At 70.5% G+C, this 16,230-nt stretch carries 15 protein-coding genes; 10 read left to right on the top strand and 5 right to left on the bottom strand.

The window, feature by feature from the left end:
- Window positions 1-3 precede the first annotated feature (3 nt).
- Window positions 4-1,080 carry a TetR family transcriptional regulator gene (locus AC6CCG_RS05965; protein WP_496653552.1) on the bottom strand — a complete coding sequence of 359 codons (1,077 nt, stop codon included), beginning with the start codon at window positions 1,078-1,080 and terminating at the stop codon, window positions 4-6.
- Window positions 1,081-1,162: 82 nt separating this feature from the next.
- On the opposite strand from AC6CCG_RS05965, the gene AC6CCG_RS05960 reads away from it, so the two are divergent.
- Together AC6CCG_RS05960 and AC6CCG_RS05955 are read left to right on the top strand one after the other, a co-directional pair.
- Window positions 1,163-2,110: an ATP-binding cassette domain-containing protein gene (locus tag AC6CCG_RS05960; protein ID WP_496653551.1), complete on the top strand. Its 948-nt coding sequence runs from the start codon at window positions 1,163-1,165 to the stop codon at window positions 2,108-2,110.
- Window positions 2,107-2,901: an ABC transporter permease gene (locus AC6CCG_RS05955; protein ID WP_496653550.1), complete on the top strand. Its 795-nt coding sequence runs from the start codon at window positions 2,107-2,109 to the stop codon at window positions 2,899-2,901. The genes AC6CCG_RS05960 and AC6CCG_RS05955 overlap by 4 nt, the downstream gene beginning before the upstream one ends.
- 4 nt (window positions 2,902-2,905) lie before the next feature.
- Here the strand turns inward: AC6CCG_RS05955 and AC6CCG_RS05950 are convergent, their stop codons facing one another.
- Complete coding sequence (locus tag AC6CCG_RS05950; RefSeq protein WP_496653549.1) at window positions 2,906-3,439, bottom strand: hypothetical protein; 534 nt, start codon at window positions 3,437-3,439, stop codon at window positions 2,906-2,908.
- Window positions 3,436-4,245: a hypothetical protein gene (locus AC6CCG_RS05945; protein ID WP_496653548.1), complete on the bottom strand. Its 810-nt coding sequence runs from the start codon at window positions 4,243-4,245 to the stop codon at window positions 3,436-3,438. Before AC6CCG_RS05945 ends, AC6CCG_RS05950 begins: the two co-directional genes overlap by 4 nt.
- Before the next feature lie 135 nt (window positions 4,246-4,380).
- Between AC6CCG_RS05945 and AC6CCG_RS05940 the strand changes: the two genes are divergently transcribed.
- From AC6CCG_RS05940 to AC6CCG_RS05930, 3 genes are all read left to right on the top strand, one after another.
- Entirely contained in the window at window positions 4,381-5,499 is a 1,119-nt protein-coding gene (locus tag AC6CCG_RS05940) for a serine hydrolase (protein ID WP_496653547.1), read from the top strand.
- 140 nt (window positions 5,500-5,639) lie between these two features.
- Complete coding sequence (locus tag AC6CCG_RS05935; protein ID WP_496653546.1) at window positions 5,640-6,830, top strand: amidohydrolase; 1,191 nt, start codon at window positions 5,640-5,642, stop codon at window positions 6,828-6,830.
- Complete coding sequence (locus AC6CCG_RS05930; protein WP_496653545.1) at window positions 6,827-8,119, top strand: MFS transporter; 1,293 nt, start codon at window positions 6,827-6,829, stop codon at window positions 8,117-8,119. Before AC6CCG_RS05935 ends, AC6CCG_RS05930 begins: the two co-directional genes overlap by 4 nt.
- Here the strand turns inward: AC6CCG_RS05930 and AC6CCG_RS05925 are convergent.
- Window positions 8,062-8,730: a GntR family transcriptional regulator gene (locus tag AC6CCG_RS05925; protein WP_496653544.1), complete on the bottom strand. Its 669-nt coding sequence runs from the start codon at window positions 8,728-8,730 to the stop codon at window positions 8,062-8,064. The genes AC6CCG_RS05930 and AC6CCG_RS05925 overlap by 58 nt on opposite strands.
- A gap of 74 nt (window positions 8,731-8,804) precedes the next feature.
- Between AC6CCG_RS05925 and AC6CCG_RS05920 the strand changes: the two genes are divergently transcribed.
- A complete protein-coding gene (locus tag AC6CCG_RS05920) occupies window positions 8,805-9,605 on the top strand; it encodes an ankyrin repeat domain-containing protein (RefSeq protein ID WP_496653543.1) in 801 nt (266 codons plus the stop codon).
- Here AC6CCG_RS05920 and AC6CCG_RS05915 read toward each other — a convergent pair whose 3' ends face one another.
- Complete coding sequence (locus AC6CCG_RS05915) at window positions 9,606-10,058, bottom strand: MarR family winged helix-turn-helix transcriptional regulator (RefSeq protein WP_496653542.1); 453 nt, start codon at window positions 10,056-10,058, stop codon at window positions 9,606-9,608.
- 163 nt (window positions 10,059-10,221) lie between these two features.
- Here AC6CCG_RS05915 and AC6CCG_RS05910 point away from each other — a divergent pair, with 163 nt between their 5' ends.
- The 4 genes from AC6CCG_RS05910 (at window position 10,222) to AC6CCG_RS05895 (ending at window position 16,224) form a co-directional block, all read left to right on the top strand.
- Window positions 10,222-11,325 carry a phosphotransferase gene (locus AC6CCG_RS05910; protein ID WP_496653541.1) on the top strand — a complete coding sequence of 368 codons (1,104 nt, stop codon included), beginning with the start codon at window positions 10,222-10,224 and terminating at the stop codon, window positions 11,323-11,325.
- 75 nt (window positions 11,326-11,400) lie between these two features.
- Window positions 11,401-13,923 (top strand): DUF4091 domain-containing protein, encoded by a 2,523-nt coding sequence (locus AC6CCG_RS05905; protein WP_496653540.1) that lies wholly within the window; start codon window positions 11,401-11,403, stop codon window positions 13,921-13,923.
- A gap of 115 nt (window positions 13,924-14,038) precedes the next feature.
- Window positions 14,039-15,091, top strand: coding sequence for a LacI family DNA-binding transcriptional regulator (locus tag AC6CCG_RS05900; RefSeq protein ID WP_496653539.1), 1,053 nt, complete (start codon window positions 14,039-14,041; stop codon window positions 15,089-15,091).
- Between the two features lie 83 nt (window positions 15,092-15,174).
- Window positions 15,175-16,224 carry an extracellular solute-binding protein gene (locus AC6CCG_RS05895; protein ID WP_496653538.1) on the top strand — a complete coding sequence of 350 codons (1,050 nt, stop codon included), beginning with the start codon at window positions 15,175-15,177 and terminating at the stop codon, window positions 16,222-16,224.
- Window positions 16,225-16,230: the final 6 nt, after the last annotated feature.

The following is a 16,230-nucleotide window of genomic DNA, read 5'->3' as shown; positions in this document are numbered from 1 at the left end:
AGCTCAGCGCGGCACCGGAGCGACCGCCACGCTGTGCCCGGCGCCGCGACCCTCCGCCCGGCTCACCATCACGCCGCCGGCGACCCGGACCGCGACCTCGGTGTCGTCGTCGGCCTCCGGCACCCCGAGCGCCGCGGACAAGCGCCCGCCCTCGTCGAACAGCAGGTACGGCCCGGTCCAGCTCCCCACCGGGACCACCCGGCGCAGGCAGCCGATCAGGTCGGCCAGGAGCAGCCGGGCCAACCGGCCACGCTCGTCCGGATCCCGGGTCGCGACGACCACCGTCACGGGTTCACCGGCCGCGGTCGCCCGGACCGCCTCCTCGGCCGCCGACAGCCGCCCGGTGCCGAGCACGACGACCACGCCGTCCACGTCCAGTCGAACCTCGCGGCCGGTCACCAGCTCCTGCCCGGCCCCCGCCGGCGCCGCACGCTGTTCCGGCCGCGCCGGCGGTGCATAGGCCAGGTGCGGCGGGTCCCAGCCGTCGTCCGGCTCGGCCGCGGCCAGCCCGGCGCAGGCCTGCACGACGGCGAAAGGATCACCGAAGCCCGGGGCGATCTCGGCCAGATGCGCCGCGCCGGCCAGCAGGGTCAGGGCCAGCTCGGCCTGCTTCACCCGCCGCCGTCGCCGGGCCCGGGGCGGCCGGACCGACTCCAGCGCCAGCCCGAGCAGCACGGCCTGCAGCCGGGTCGCCTGGGCCAGCGTGCCCCGTATCGCGTCGTCCGCGGCGTCGGTCAGCGAGCGCAACTGGAGCCGGCCCTGTTCGGCGGAGTCGGCGGCCAGCGGCAGCCGTTCCAGCCAGACCCGGGCGAAGGCGGCCAGTGCGGCGGCCGGATCGCCCGGCGGCTCGGTGGCCTCGGCGGCGCGGGCCTCGTCGACCAGCTCGGTCAGCACCGCCAGATAGAGCGCCCGTTTGCCGGGGAAGTTCGAGTAGACCGCTCCCCTGGTCAGTTCGGCCCGGTCGGCGATCCGGTCGATCTTGGCGCCGAGGTAGCCGTGCTCGGCGAATTCCGTCGCCGCGGCCCGGACCACGGCGGCGCGAGTCCGTACCTGCTGCTCGGCACGGGTCAGCCGGGCCATCGATCTCCTTCCGTCGAACGCCGCACTAGGATACTGTCACCATTCAGATGATGACATCATCTGAATTCTTCGAGGAGGGTGAGTGAGCGGGTACGGAATCGAGGCCGACGGCCTCAGCAGGAGATTCGGCCGGACCACGGCCCTGGACGGCGTCGGAATGACCGTCGAGCGCGGCCGGGTGCTCGGCCTGCTCGGCCCGAACGGGGCCGGCAAGACGACCGCGATCCGGATCCTGGCCACGCTGGTCCGCCCGGATCGGGGCCGGGCGAGGGTGGCCGGCTTCGATGTCGTAAGGCAGCCGGCCGAGGTGCGCCGCCGGATCGCGCTGTCCGGTCAGCACACGAGCATCGACGAGGAGTTGACCGGCCGGGCGAACCTGATCATGATCGGCCAGCTGCTCGACCTGCCCCGGCGGCAGGCCGTCGCGCGGGCCGCCGAACTCCTGGACCGCTTCGGCCTCGGCGAGGCCGGCGACCGTCCGGCGGCCGGCTGGTCGGGCGGCATGCGGCGCCGACTCGATCTTGCGGCGAGCCTGGTCGGGCGGCCGGAGGTGATCTTCCTCGACGAGCCGTCGGTCGGCCTCGACCCGGGCAAGCGGGACGACCTGTGGCAGTTGATCCGTGGGCTGCGCGCCGACGGCGTGACCGTCCTGCTCACCACGCAGTACCTGGAGGAAGCCGACGCCCTGGCCGACGAGATCACCGTGATCGACCACGGCCGGGTGATCGCCGAGGGCACGCCGGACGACCTGAAGTCGCGGGTCGGCGGCCGTACCGTCGAGGTCCGGCTGGTCGACCCTGCCTCAGCCGGTCGGGCGACCGCGATCATGACGGCGGTCAGCCGCAGCGCCCCGGAACACACCGGACGGCAGCTCCGGCTGCCGATCACCGACGACGCCGAGTTCTTCGAGATCGCCGCCCGGCTGCGCGACGAGGCGGTCGCCGTGTCCGAGCTGGCTCTCCGCCTCCCCAGCCTCGACGAGGCCTTCCACGCCCTGACCGACGCCCAGCCGACGGAGACCGCCTCATGATCACCACCTGGCCCGAGGCCCCGCCCCGCCCGCTCGGCTGGCTCCGGCACAGCGCCGTACTGGCCCGGCGCAGCTTGATCAAGACCGGCCGGAACCCGGGGGCGGTGATCAACGCGGTCGTCACGCCGGCCCTGTTCGGCGCGGTGTTCCTCTATCTCTTCGGCGGCTCCGTCGCCGGCTCCACGTCGGCGTACGTGCAGTACCTGTTCCCGGGCGTGCTGGTGATGGGCGCCGCGACGGCCGGGCTGCTGTCCACCGGCACCAACCTCAGCCTGGACCTGAGGAACGGCATCACCGACCGCTTCCGCAGCCTGCCGATCGCCCGCATCGCCCCGCTGTTCGGCTCCCTGCTGGCCGACCTGGTCCGCTATCTGGCGGCAGCCGCGATCTTGTTCGGACTCGGCAGCCTGGCCGGCTTCCGGATCACCGGCGGCCTTCCGGCGGCGGTCGCCGGAGTGGGCCTGGCGATCCTCTTCGGCAGTTGCCTGAGCTGGGTCACCGTCTTCCTCGGCGTGTTGATCAAGGACCCGAACGGGGTGACCGCGATCGGGTTCATCACCTTCCTGCCGCTGCAGCTGGGCACCAGCCTGGCCGCACCGGTCGGTTCGCTGCCGGGCTGGCTCCAGGCCTGGGCCGGCGTGAACCCGTTCAGCCAGGCGATGGACGCCTGCCGGGCCCTGCTCACCGGGACGCCGGCCGGGAACTCGATCATCGTCACGCTGATCTGGTGCGCGATCCTCGTCGCCGTGTTCTGCCCGCTCGCCGTCCGCGCCTGGGCCCGGCAGCAGTGAGCGTTCACCGCTCAGGCGTCCGCTCGGTGTCGAGAACGTACGCCTGCGGGTGCGCTTCCAGATAGCGCACGACGATCTCGTCGGCGCTGGTGAAGAACTCCCGGTCCGGGTAGGCCGGGGTGGTGAAGAAGTCGTACGGCAGCGTGTAGGTGCGGCCGTCGCTCGCGGTGAACGTCACGTAGTCGTTCTCGAGCGTCGCCGGCGCGGTCGCACCGTTGGCGTGGATGTAGCCGAGCGTCGGCGCGAAGCCGGCCAGCGATGCGATTCCGAGCGCCCCGGCCACGACCAGCCAGACGAACACCACCCGGGCCACCCAGGCCTTGATCAGCTGCAGCGCGTCGAGCACCGGCTGCCGGCGCAGCCCCAGCGGCGCCTCACGTTCCTGGCGCAGCTCGGTCAGCCGCGACCGCCGGGCGCTCCTGTTGATCATGTGACGTCCCACCCCGAACGCGCCGAAGCTCGAGATGAAGACCCAGACGTAGCCGGTGCCGGCCGGGAAGTTCGCCAGCCAGACGAGATGATCAAGAAGCCCGTTCACCGCCCGATCCCCCGCCCGACGCCGATCGCGACGTTCTCCCGGTCACCCGGCAGCCAGTAGGCCCGCACCGGCGAGCCGACCTGCACCTCCGCGACCGACTCCGGGTAGACGAACACGCGGCTCGTCGTCTCGAACGGGTCCTGGCCGTCCGGCGAGACCAGCAGCCGGATCTCCAGCTCGCTCTGGCCGTCCTGGTGTCGCCCGGTGGGCCGCAGGTCGATCACCGAGGCATGCTCGGAGCGGCCGTCGAGGTACGCGCGGATCAGCCGCGGCTCGATCAGGCCCCGTTCGATCCGCCACTGCAACACCGCCCGCCGGACCTCGGGCTCGGCCGGCTCGGCCGGCGTGACGTAGTCGGGCTGGTTCAGGTCGTAGTGCACCGGGACGGCGACCCCGGGCTCCACCATCCAGGCATCACGACTGGAGGCCAGCAGCCGGCACTGGCTCACGTACCGGTGACCGTCGGTGGGTCTCACCTCGAGATACAGCTGGTACTGCGGGACGTCGTTGACCGACAGCCCGGTCGTCGACGACTCGATCACCGTGGCCATGGCGACCGGGCCCTTGATTCTCTTCGAGGTCGAGTCCCAGGTCGATCCGCCGAACGTCAGCAGCCCGGCCCAGGCGACCCCGGCGAGCAACGGCACTGCCATCGCGTCCACGACGGCGTCGAACGAGAACGGCGCCAGGAACGGCAGCAGCGGCCCCCGCTGGTCGGTCCCGAACAGGGCCCGCCCGATCCAGGCCAGCAGCACCAGCGACAGCGCGGCGATCAGGACGGAGCGGAACGCACGCACCACACTCATAGGTCCCCAATCCCCCTTGGGTCTCCGGACCTGGATTCTAAATGATCTTGGACGCGTACCGAGGTCGATTGACCATGACCTGATCAACTTGTAGGATTTACGATATTACGTAATCTACAGGCTTTGGAGGAGTTCATGTTCTCTCGGCGCCGATTCCTGATCGCCGGATCCTTGGCGATCCCGGGGGCACTGGCCTTCGGCTCCACGCCGGCCGCCGCCGAACCGCGCCGGCCGTCCGATCCCGAGGTGGCGGCCTGGCTGGACTGGATCGGGGCCCACCGGTCCTCCGTCTCGGTCGCGGCGACCGACGGCGACCAGGGACGGATCCGGCACCTGGAGCGACGGCCGCGGGTGCTCGCCTCGGCGGTCAAGATCGTCCATCTCTCCGCGTACGCGACCGCCGTCGCCCGGGGCCGGCTGGATCCGGCGGAGCCGATCCGGCTCGGCGACTGGGACGCGCGGCACCCGTACGTCAGCGACGGCCGGGCCCACTACTCGGCCCTGACGGCGCTGGGCATCCCCTGCAACGAGTACGGCATCGCCGACGACCCGGACCGGACCGTACCCCTGGACACCCTGGCCGCGGCCATGATCGACTTCAGCGACAATGCCGCGACCGACTATCTCCGGGACCGGCTCGGCGATCCGACGCTGCACCGGGCCGCGGCAGCCGGCGGCTGGCATCGCCCCGACACCCGTTCCCTGCAAGGCGAAGTGCTCCAGTTGATCTTGCCCGAACGGGCGGCCCCGTTCGGTGCACCGGCCGCCCTGCGCCGGGCGATCGGTGATCACCTCGCGCGGCGGTTCGTCCACGACCTGAAGTTCCGCAAGGAGGTCTGGAAGCGAATTCCGGGGATGCCGGCGACCACCGAGGAACAGTGGCCGTGGACCCAGGGCCACGCGCGCGGCACGGCGGCCGACCTGGCCGGCCTGCACCACGCCGTCGCCGCCGGAACCTTCCGCCCCCGGTCCGCGCTGCCCGTGATCCGCGGCCACCTGGAGCGCGGCCTCGCCTCCCTGCGCCCCGACGGCGCCGCCGGTCTCGGTTTCAAGGGCGGCAGCCTGCCCAAGACGGTCAACCTCGGCCTCAACGTGCACTGGCAGGATGGCCGGACCGGCGTCCTCGCCCTGATGCTCACCGACCTGTCCGAGGAGCAGGTGATCAACGGCGCACCCGCCCTGATCCGTCTCGGCATCGGTGCCCTGAGCAACCCTGACCAGTTCGCCGCCCTGGCCCAAGCCGTCAGCCGCTGACCCCGGGCCGGATCTGCCCACCCTCGTGTCGCGATTCCTCTTCGCACCAGCCGGTAAAGCGCTTAGCTCGCCCGGAGACTCGCGTGCGAAGAGAAATCGTGACGCCCTCGCCACGACTCAATTTGGTATACCATCTGACCATGGTGCGTCGGACGGTGAGCAAGGTGCGACCCTGGGGTCGCGAGGCAGTCGATCTGGTGATCGAGGACGACCGGATCGTGGAGGTCCGGCCTGCGGGTGGGCCGGGGACCCCCGACGACGGCGAGGTGATCGACGGCAAGGGCCTGGTCGCGCTGCCGGGGTTCATCAATGCCCATGCCCACGTGGACAAGAGCTGGTGGGGGATGCCGTGGGTGTCCTCGGGCGGCGAGGGCGGCACGCAGGGTCGGATCGCCCACGAGCGCGCCGAACGCGACCGGCTCGGCATCCCGAGCGCCGATGCCGCGACCGCGGTGCTCGGCGAGTTCCTCAAGCACGGGACGACGGCGACCCGGACCCACGTCGACGTCGATCTCGGGGTCGGGCTGACCGGCATCGAGGTGGTACGGGAGGCCGTCGCCCGGCACCAGGGTGCCATCCAGGCGGAGATCGTGGCGTTCCCGCAGGACGGGGTGATCCGCCGTCCGGGTGTGCTGGACCTGCTGGACCGCGCCGCGGCGGCGGGCGCGACGGCGATCGGCGGGCTGGACCCGGCCGGCATCGACCGGGACCCGGTGGCACAGCTGGACGGCCTGTTCGCGATCGCGGAGCGGCGCGGGGTCGGGCTGGACATCCACCTGCACGACGGCGGCGAACTCGGCGCCTTCCAGTACGAGTTGATCATCGACCGCACGCTGCGGACCGGGCTGCAGGGCCGGGTCACGGTGTCGCACGGATTCGCGCTCGGCGAGCTGACCGCCGACCGCCGCCGCGCCATGGTCGAGCGGCTGGCCGAGGCCGGGATCTCCTGGGCCACCGTCGCCCCACCAAGATCAGCACCGCTGCCCTGGCGCGAGATGATCGAGTACGGCGTCGGCATCGGACTCGGTACCGACGGGATCCGTGACCTCTGGTCACCGTTCGGCGACGGCGATCTGCTCCGGGTCGCGCTGGGATTCGCCAGGCTGCACGGCCTGCGTACCGATCAGGAGTTGATCACCGCGGTCGAGCTGGCCGGCAGCCGCGCCGCCGCCTTCGTCGGGCGTACCGTTCATGATCTTGTCGCCGGCGCCCGCGCGGACGTGGTGCTGATCGACGCCGAGAACGTGCCGGATGCCCTGGTCCGCGCGCCCGCCCGGGAGTTGGTGATCGCCGGCGGTCGCGTGGTCGCACGGTCCGGCCGCCTGGCGTGAACCAGGTCCGGACCCGGCCGGGCCTCGGCTCGGCCCTCGCCTCCCTGCGGCACAACCCGCGGTTCCGGCTGCTCTGGTGGTCGAACCTGTTCTTCTTCGGCGGCGCCTGGAGCCAGACCCTGGTGCTCGGCTGGATCGCCTACGAACTGACCGGGTCGGAGTTCCTGGTCGCCGTGTTCACCGCCGTACGGCTGGCGCCGCTGCTGCTCGGCCCGCTGACCGGAGCCCTGGCCGACCGGCACCACCGGGTCGGGATGTTGATCATCGCCAGTGGCTGGGCCTTCCTCGCGGTCGCCGTGGTCGCCCTGCTCGCCTCGGTCGACCTGCTCTCGTACGGGGCGATCGTGATCGGCGGGCTCGCCGTCGGCCTGGCCCAGTCGCCCTCCCAACCGGCCCGGGCCGCGCTCGTCCTCGAGCTGGTCGGCCGGGAGAACCTCAGCAACGCCAACGCCCTCAACGCCCTGGCCATGAACGTCACCCAGGTGATCGGCCCGGCACTCGGCGGGGCCATGATCGCCGTGCTCGGCGCGCCGACGACGCTGTGGATCTCCACGCTCTGGTACGCGGCGTCACTGGTCCTGCTGCTCCCGCTGCGCCGGTACGGCCGCGCCGTCACCCGGGTCACCGAGCGGATGCTGCCGTTGATGATCAACGGGTTCCGGCAGATCGGCCGGAACCGGCTCGCCCTCGCCGTGCTCGGCGTGACGCTGGCCGCGAACATCCTGATCTGGCCGGTCTACCAGTCCTTCATGCCGGTGTTCGCCCGGGACCAGCTCGGCCTGGACGCCGCCGGTCTGGGCGTCCTGCTCACCTGCGGCGGCGTCGGTGGGCTGGTCGGATCCATGATCATCGCCGGGCTCGGCGACTTCCGGCACAAGGGCGCGCTGTTCGTCTTCGGCACCGCGGCCTGGGGCGCCATGTGGGCCCTCTTCGCGGTGTCCGGCCAGGTCGCCGTCTCGTACCTGCTGATGGCCGCGATCGGCGTGTTCAGCGCGGCGTTCGGCGTGATGCAGACGACCCTGTTGTTGATCACCACCGACGAGGCCCTGCACGGCCGGGCCCTCGGCCTGCAGGAACTGGCGATCGGGATCATGCCGGTCGCCGCCCTGGCCCTCGGCGCCATCGCCCAGGTCGTCGGGGTCGGCCCGACCACCCTCTGCAGCAGCCTGTTGTTGATCATCACCCTGGCCGCCCTCGCCGTCGCCGAACCGCGGCTGATCAGGATCGGCCGTCAATCCGTTCCGGACGACGACGGGTCTGCCACGGAGCGCCCGGCCCGGCTCAGCTGACGACTGGTCTCCAGGTGCTGCCGGACCAGGGCGCCGATGCCGTCGACGTCGCGATCGGCGACCGCGAGGTAGAGCCGCTCGTGCTCGGCGGCGACCACCTCGAGGTCGTCGTGCTGGGTCAGCAGCCAGCGCATCCGGCTGCGCAGGATCTGTTCCAGTTCGATCAGCAGTTCGTTGCCGGACAGGTCGGTGACCACCTCGTGGAAGTCGGCCGCGGCCCGGCGGGCCCGGACCGCGTCGCCGGCCCGGGCCGCCTCGGTCTCGGTCTCCAGGACCTGCTGCAGCCGGCGCAGCCCGGCCCGGTCGTGCCGCTGAGCGGCCAGCCGGAAGGTCAGTTCCTCGAACGCGGACCGCACCTCGCTGAGGTCGGCGATGTCGGCCGGGGTGAACTCGCGCACCACGGCCCAGGTCCGCGGGCGCTGCACCACCAGGCCCTCGGCGACCAGCGCCCGAAGCGCGTCCCGGACCGGGATCCGGCTCACCCCGAGCTCGGTGGCCAGGTCGCGCTCGACCAGCTTGCTGCCCGGCTGCCGTACCCCGTCGATGATGTCGTCGCGGAGCTGCCGGGTGACCCGCGCCGACTCCGGCTCGAAGCCTCCGTCGTTCACCATCCGGCCATTCTTCACCAGTCACCCCTTGAACGGTTTGGTATACCAAAAGGAGGATACTTTCTCAGGAGGACCCGATGACCTACCGCGACACGATCCGCATGGCCGCCGGAATCGCCGCGATCACGGTCGCGTCGGCCTGTTCGGCCGCTCCGCCCCAGCCCGCTGCCGTACCGACCACGCAGGAGAGCACCACCATGCCGACCGATCCCACGCCGACGCCCGCCCCGTCGTCCTCGACACCGCGGCCCACACCGTCTCCGACGCCGAAGCCGAAGGTCAGCCGCGAGGCGGCGACGAAGGCCCTGCTGCGCGCCGTTCGCGAGGACGACCCCGCCGCAGCGAAGCAGGCGATCGCCGACGGCGCCGACCTGGAGGCGCGTTCGGACGACGGCCGGACGCCGCTGGTCTCGGCCACGAAGGCGAATCGGGTCGAACTGGCCCGGCTCCTGCTCGAGGCCGGCGCGGACCCGGACGCGAAGGACGATCTCCAGGACTCGGCCTTCCTCTACGCGGGAGCCGAGGGACTGAATGAGATCCTCGAGTTGATCTTGGAACACGACCCGGATGTGAAGAGCACCAACCGGTACGGCGGCACCGCCCTGATCCCGGCGAGCGAGCACGGCCACGTCGAGACCGTGCGGCTGCTGATCGCGGCCGGCGTGCCGGTCAACCATGTCAACAAGCTCAACTGGACCGCGTTGCACGAGGCGATCGTGCTCGGCAACGGTTCGGATGATCATGTCGAGGTGGTGCGACTGCTGCTGGCCGCCGGCGCCGATCCGTCCATCCCGGACGGCGACGGAGTGCTCCCGCGCCGACTGGCCGCCGACCGCGGCTTCACCAAGATCGTCGCGGAGATCGACAAGGCTTCCTGATCATGACCCGTCACCGGCAGGGAGCGCGTCGGCGAGCAGGGTACGCAAGCGCTCCCAGTGCTCGGTGCCGAGGCGTTCCCGCCAACGCTCCTCGACGGCGTTGATCACCTGCTCACCGGCCTCGACGGCGCGCCGGCCCTTGGCGGTGGGGCGCAGGATCCGTACCCGGCGATCGGTGGGATCGCTCACGGACTCGAGAAATCCCTCGCCCTCCAGGACGTTGGCGAACTCCCCCAGCGCCTGCTTGGTCATCCCCACCCGGACCGCGAGATCGGTCAGGCGCATTCCCTCCACCGGGGTCAGGCTGAGCAGCCGCAGTTGAGAGGTCCGCAGCCGCCGGTACGGCTGTCGCAGCACCTTTGCTTCCTGCTGAAAATCGGCTCGCAGCGCGTCCAGAAGTCCACCGAGCAGGGCGAAGATGTGATCGGGCTGAACCTGCTTGACCACGGTCATAAGGGAACCTTACTATCAGCGAGTCAGTAAGGTTTCCTGACAAAGATCGGGGGGAAGGAGCGCCATGCGTGGCGCGCGAGTGGGGGGCCAACTCGGCGGCGGCCCGGCGTTTACACCGAACGAACTCCTGCAGACAGCCGACCTGGGAACGACTGTCCGCGCGTTGGTACGGGAAGCGTTCGGAGCCGAGGCCGCCACCGAGGGCACCCTCGAGCCCGTCCCCTACGCCTCCGGCTCACCGGCCACCGGCGCGCTCTACCGGCTGTGCGGGACCACCACCGACGGGCGCCGCTGGTCCCTGTTCTGCAAGGTGCTGCAGCACGTCCGGCACTGGCCGATGCTGTCCCTGCTGCCGCCCGAGGTCGGGGCCGACATGATGGCCTGGTTTCCCTGGCGGTCCGAGCTCGAGCTCTGGGATCCGCTGATCCTGGACAGCTTCCCGCCCGGCCTGCGGCCGCCGCGCCTGCACCGGCTGGTCGAACTCCCGGACGACCGGGTCGCCGTCTGGCAGGAGGACATCGCGATCTCCACGGAGCCGTTCGATCTTGATCATTATCGTCGCGCGGCCTACCTGCTGGGCCGCTGGAACGCCCGCTGCAGCAGCCCGGAGATCCTGGCCACCAACGATTCCCCGGCCAACGGGGCGCTCCGGCAGTACGCCACGGCCGCCGTCCCGCTGCGCGGCCTCGAGCCGCTCGCCGATGACGACCTGTGGGCCCACCCATGGCTTCGTGATCATGGTGAACTGCGGCGCGACCTGCGCCGGTTGGCGCCGCGGATCCCGGAGTTCCTTGATCGACTCGACACCCTGCCGCAGTGTCTGCCGCACGGCGACGCCAGCCCGCAGAACCTGCTGGTCCCCCGGGACGAGCCGGACACCGTCGTGGTGATCGACCTCAGCTTCCGGACGCCGCACACCCTCGGCTTCGACCTCGGTCAGCTCCTGGTGGGACTGGTGCACGCCGGCGAGGTCCCGGCGAGCCGACTGCCGACGATCGCCGACGTCATCCTGCCCAGCTATCTGCGCGGTCTCCGGGCCGAGGGCCTGAACCCCTCGATCGCCGGCGTCGCCTGGTCGTTCGCGATCACCACCCTGCTGCGCAGCGGCTTCGACTCCTTCCTGTACGGACTGCTCGACGACCCCTCCGACGGCGCCCGGCACACCTTCGACGAGCGCGTGCGGCTCTGCCAATTCCTGGCCGACCGGGCGGTCGGCACCCTCGCCGAGGCGAACATCCTGGGCCGGACCCCCGTGTTTCATCGTTAAAATTGGGTCTTCCGGTCAGCCGAAAAATCTCATACGGTTGCGACATAATCCCAACTCGACGTCGAGGATGTGGTCATGGTGCGTAACCGCGGACTTCGCCGAACAACCCCCGTCCTGCTCGGACTGGCCCTGATCGCGGCCCTGCTGGTCGCCGTCTCGGGGCCGGCGCGGGCGGCCGGACCGGGCATCTGGCAGGACTTCGAGACCGACGAGGCGGTGGCGGCGACCACGGTCAGCGTGCCGGGCTACGACGCCGCCACCCGGGTGCCGTACGGCAGCCACGGCGAGAGCGGACTCGAGTTCACGGTCGCGCCGACCGGCACGCCGGGGGCGACCGCGAGTTCCGGTCTCACGCTCAACGCGGGCACCGCCGCGATGCCGGACAACAACTGGTCCGGGCACGACTGGCTGGCCTGGGACTTCTGGATGCCGACCGACTACACGACCAACGGCCGGATCACGATCCGGGACACCCACAACGTGGCCTGGGGCGTGAACTACGCCATCCGCGGGCGCGGCTGGACGGCGGTCCAGGTGAAGCTGGCCGACGTCGCGAAGGCCGGCGTCGACCTCGCCTCGATCAAGTACATCGGGATCTCGATCCCCCGCCGGGCCGAACCCGTGAAGGGCTACTACGACGCCCTGCGCCTGATCGACGGGACTCCGGACCACAGCGCGTTCGGCAACCGGGTGGTGCAGAACCTGGTCCGGCAGGTCGACTTCGACTCCATCCTCGACGGCGTGGACGCCGACCTGGCCGAGGCCGCCACGCTGCTCGGCGACGAGGGTTCGCCGTCGTACGCGGACATGAAGGCGCAGGTCGACGGGCTCGCCGCCGACACCGACGCGATCCGCGACGGGCTCGGCTCGATCACCACCGTCGACCAGTACAACACCATGATCAAGACGCTGGCCACGCTGGTCGCGGCGCCGGAGCGGCTGACCCAGATCCTGACCCTGCGGCAGGGCCAGCCGAAGGGTCGCTTCGGCCTGGACACGGCCGACTCGATGAGCCTGGTCTATCCCAAGGACAAGACCTGGGCGGGCACCGGCACCGCCCCGGCGCTCGAACTGGCCCGCGGCGAGGCCGAGCACGTGCAGGCCGTCGTGGTCCCGTACGGCATCGACCTCAACGACGTCCGGGTCTCGATCGACGGCGTCCGCGGACCGGACGGCAAGCCGGTGCCGGCCACCGCGCTGGCAGCGACCGTGGCCCCGATCGGGTCGCTGTACACCGTGCCGAGTTCGGCGTACGGCCGCCCGACCTACACCGGCTGGACCCCGGACCCGATCCGGGCCGACCTGAGCACCGTCGACATCCCGGCCGGCGACGTGCAGCCGTACCTGGTCAGTGTCGAGGCGGCCCGGAACCTCAAGCCGGGCAGCTACAAGATCACCGTGCGGGTGCGTGCCGAGGGCCAGCCGGACCAGCGGCTCGCGGTCGCGGTGACGGTCTGGCCGCTCACCCCGAAGGACCGGCCGGAGCTGCGCACCGCGTTCCAGTTCACGCCCTGGCTGGCCTGGGAACTGTACGGGATGACCGACCCGGGCGAGCGCGAGGCGATGCGGCTGAAGTACTGGGATTTCCTGGCCGAGCACAAGATCCAGCCGGACCAGATCTACACCACGGCGAACAATCCGGCCGACCCCGGGCCCGGTGAGATCCGGCCGCAGCCGGCCGCCGACATCCTCAAGATCAAGGAGCGGTACGGGCTGACCCAGTTCACCGCGCTCTACCTGTGGGCCGGCCTGCTCGACCCGAGCAAGCCGGAGACCTGGGACACCCAGATCGACATCTGGATCGGCCAACTGGAGACCGCGATGGCCGAGTACGAGAAGGCCGGCATCGCCGAGAACGCCGTGGTCTACGGCTTCGACGAGTCGACCGGGCCGATGCTGCAGGCCGCGAAGCACACGTTCACCCGGATCAAGGAACGCTTCCCGAACCTGCCGATCATGACGACCCTGCGCGACGACACGTTCGGCCAGAACTCCGGCCTGACTGATCAGGTGGACATCTGGGTGCCCTGGATCGACGGCTACAAACAGGATGTGGCCGAGGCGGCGCGGGCCCGCGGCGAACGGGTCTGGTGGTACCACGCGATCTCCACCAACTACCCGCAGCCCAACTGGTTCAACGGCTACCCGCCGATCGACACCCGGATGCTGATGGGCGCGATGTCGCACCAGGCCAACGTCGAGGGCATCCTCTACTACGCCACCAACCGGTGGCCGAAGGCCGATCGCGGTGATCAACTCCTGGTGAACGATGGCATCCTGTCCAAGTGGAACCCGGCCACGTTCTACGGCACCGCCGGCGACGGGTCGCTCTACTATCCTGGCGCCGACGGCCCGATGTCCTCGCTGCGCTTCGAGAACGTCCGCGACGGCCTCGAGGACTACAACCTGATGCAGGAGCTGCGCCGTGCGATCAAGGCCCACCCGGACGCACCCCGCGGCTTGATCGAACGGGCCGAGAAGGCGCTCGGTGCCCGCGACGTGGTGACCGACTCGCGGCACTTCACCGAGGACCCGGTCGCCTACCGGGCCTGGCGCCACGAGGTGGCCGAGACGGCGGTGCTGCTCGGCAGGTTCTGATCATGAACCCAGCAGCTCCGTCGACCGGACCATGATCATTCCGTGACCCTCGAGGCCCGCCGGCACGTCGCCGGCGGGCCTCGAGGAATCACCGCCCGCGAGATACCTTGATCCGGTGTCGAAGAAGAGGGTCACGCTGCGCGACGTCGCGGACCGCGCCGGCGTCTCGCGTACGACGGCCTCCAACCTGGTCCGCGGGACCGGTCGGGCATCCCAGGAGACCCGCGATCGGGTGTTCGCCGTCATGGAGGAACTCGGCTACGTCTACAACCGAGCCGCGGGATCACTGCGGGGCAGTTCCTCCCGGACCGTCGGAGTCGTGATCACCAACATCCATCGAGCCCATTTCGGCGAGCTTCTCGTCGGGATGGAGCAGGCCTTCACCGAAGCGGGTTACACGCTCTTCGTCGTCTCGACGATGGACCAGCTGCCACGCCAGGAACGCGCGCTCGGCACGCTGCGCGAGCACAACGTCGACGGCCTCGTCATCGTCCCGGCGACGGGCAGTGATCAGAGCCTGATCGACACGCTCGCGGACTGGGGCGTTCCCAACCTGTTCGTGAGCCGGTGGATCCCCGGCATCGACCACCCGTACATCGGGATCGACAACGAGCACGGCGCCTTCGTCGCCGCGCAGCATCTGCTCGAGCACGGCTGCCGCAGCATCGCCTACATCGGCAGCCACCCCGGCGTCTCGATCCACCGCGAACGGGTGGCGGGGGTGCGCCGCGCCGTGGAGACGTGGCCCGAGCCGGCTCGGCTCACGGTCGTCGAGGGCGAGACGACGAGCTCCGGCGGCTACCGGATGGTGACCGGACTGGTCCGGGACAAGATCGACTTCGACGGGCTGATCGGCCATGGGGACCTGGTCGCCCTCGGCGCCGCGCGAGCCCTGCGAGACCTCGGCATGTCGGAGCCCGGCGAACCCGGTGCGGTGCGGGTGATCGGTTACGACGGGGTCGACGCCTCCGGGTACTGGCAGCCCGCCTTGACGACGCTCGCCGTCAACGCCGACGAGCTGGGACGACTCGCGGCCGAGGCGCTGGTCACGGCGATCGAGACCGGGGCCGAGGTCGAGTCGAGGCGACCCCGGCCATCGCTGCTGGTCAGGGAGTCGTGTGGACCCCATCCGTCCGCCCAGCCCTATCGGGTGACCCTTCCGGACTGACCGGCGCCGCTCTCCCGATGCTGTTATGGTGGATCGGTCCACCACGGTGGTGGATCGATCCATCAACCGGCCAAGGAAGGCATATGGAGATGACGCGCAAGCTCGCAATGGCCGTCGCAGGAGTCGCCGCGATGGGCCTCGCCCTCGCCGGCTGTGGACTTCAGCAACCCGGCACCGGCGCCGGCGGTGACTCCAAGGGCACCGTCACCATCTACTCGCCGCGCCCGTCGGCGATCACCGACGAGATCATTCCGCGCTTCGAGGAGGCGTCCGGCTACGACGTGCAGCTGGTCACGCTGGGCGCTGCCGAGGTCGCCGATCGGGTCCGGGCCGAGAAGGCGAACGTGCAGGCCGACGTCTGGTGGGGCGGCACCGCGTCGCTGTTCGGCCCCGCCGCCGACGAGGATCTGATCGAGCCGTGGAGCGACGACGTACTCAAGATCATCGACGACGAGTACCAGTACGACGACGACAAGTGGGTCGCCGAGCAGCTCCAGCTGCAGTTGTTCGCGTACAACACCGAGATGATCACCGCGGAGGAGATGCCCAAGGACTGGGACGATCTGCTGGACCCGAAGTACAAGGACAAGATCCTCATCCGCGATGTCGCCGCGTCCGGGACCATGCGGGCGATCTACTCGGCCATGATCGACCGGTTCTACGAGGAGGACGGGAAGCCCGACCGCGGCTACGCCTGGCTCAAGGCCCTCGACGCGAACACGAAGGACTATGCCGCGAACCCGGAGGACCTCTATCTCCGGCTGGAGCGGCAGGAGGCCGCGATCACGCTGTGGAACCAGCAGGACATCCTGGCCCAGGCCAAGGAGGGCGCGACGTTCGCCATTCTCGAGCCGGCCTCGGGTTCGCCGATCAACACCGACGGCGTGGCCAAGATCAAGGGCGGGAAGAATCCCGAGGGCGCGGAGGCGTTCGCGAAGTTCCTGTTCAGCACCGAGACCCAGGAATGGCTGGCCAACAACGCGTTCCAGATCCCGACGATCGAGCTCGCGAACGAGCCCGAGTGGCTGAAGGGCCTGACCCGCAAGGAGTTCGAGTACAACCGCTCGGCGGCCGCCGAGCACGAGCGGGAGTGGATCGATCACTGGCTCGAGAACATCAAGAACCAGGGCTGAACCACC

The sequence above is a fragment of the Microlunatus sp. YIM B11417 genome (assembly GCF_059617205.1).
This window is presented reverse-complemented; position numbering and strand designations above follow the sequence as displayed.

Bases quoted from the DNA above. Each gene is read 5' to 3' on its own strand.
- AC6CCG_RS05965 (WP_496653552.1), bottom strand. From the start codon at position 1,080: ATGGCCCGGCTGACCCGTGCCGAGCAGCAGGTACGGACTCGCGCCGCC.
- AC6CCG_RS05925 (WP_496653544.1), bottom strand. From the start codon at position 8,730: ATGGTGAACGACGGAGGCTTCGAGCCGGAGTCGGCGCGGGTCACCCGG.
- AC6CCG_RS05945 (WP_496653548.1), bottom strand. From the start codon at position 4,245: ATGAGTGTGGTGCGTGCGTTCCGCTCCGTCCTGATCGCCGCGCTGTCG.
- AC6CCG_RS05955 (WP_496653550.1), top strand. From the start codon at position 2,107: ATGATCACCACCTGGCCCGAGGCCCCGCCCCGCCCGCTCGGCTGGCTC.
- AC6CCG_RS05905 (WP_496653540.1), top strand. From the start codon at position 11,401: ATGGTGCGTAACCGCGGACTTCGCCGAACAACCCCCGTCCTGCTCGGA.
- AC6CCG_RS05935 (WP_496653546.1), top strand. From the start codon at position 5,640: ATGGTGCGTCGGACGGTGAGCAAGGTGCGACCCTGGGGTCGCGAGGCA.
- AC6CCG_RS05895 (WP_496653538.1), top strand. From the start codon at position 15,175: ATGGAGATGACGCGCAAGCTCGCAATGGCCGTCGCAGGAGTCGCCGCG.
- AC6CCG_RS05915 (WP_496653542.1), bottom strand. From the start codon at position 10,058: ATGACCGTGGTCAAGCAGGTTCAGCCCGATCACATCTTCGCCCTGCTC.
- AC6CCG_RS05940 (WP_496653547.1), top strand. From the start codon at position 4,381: ATGTTCTCTCGGCGCCGATTCCTGATCGCCGGATCCTTGGCGATCCCG.
- AC6CCG_RS05920 (WP_496653543.1), top strand. From the start codon at position 8,805: ATGACCTACCGCGACACGATCCGCATGGCCGCCGGAATCGCCGCGATC.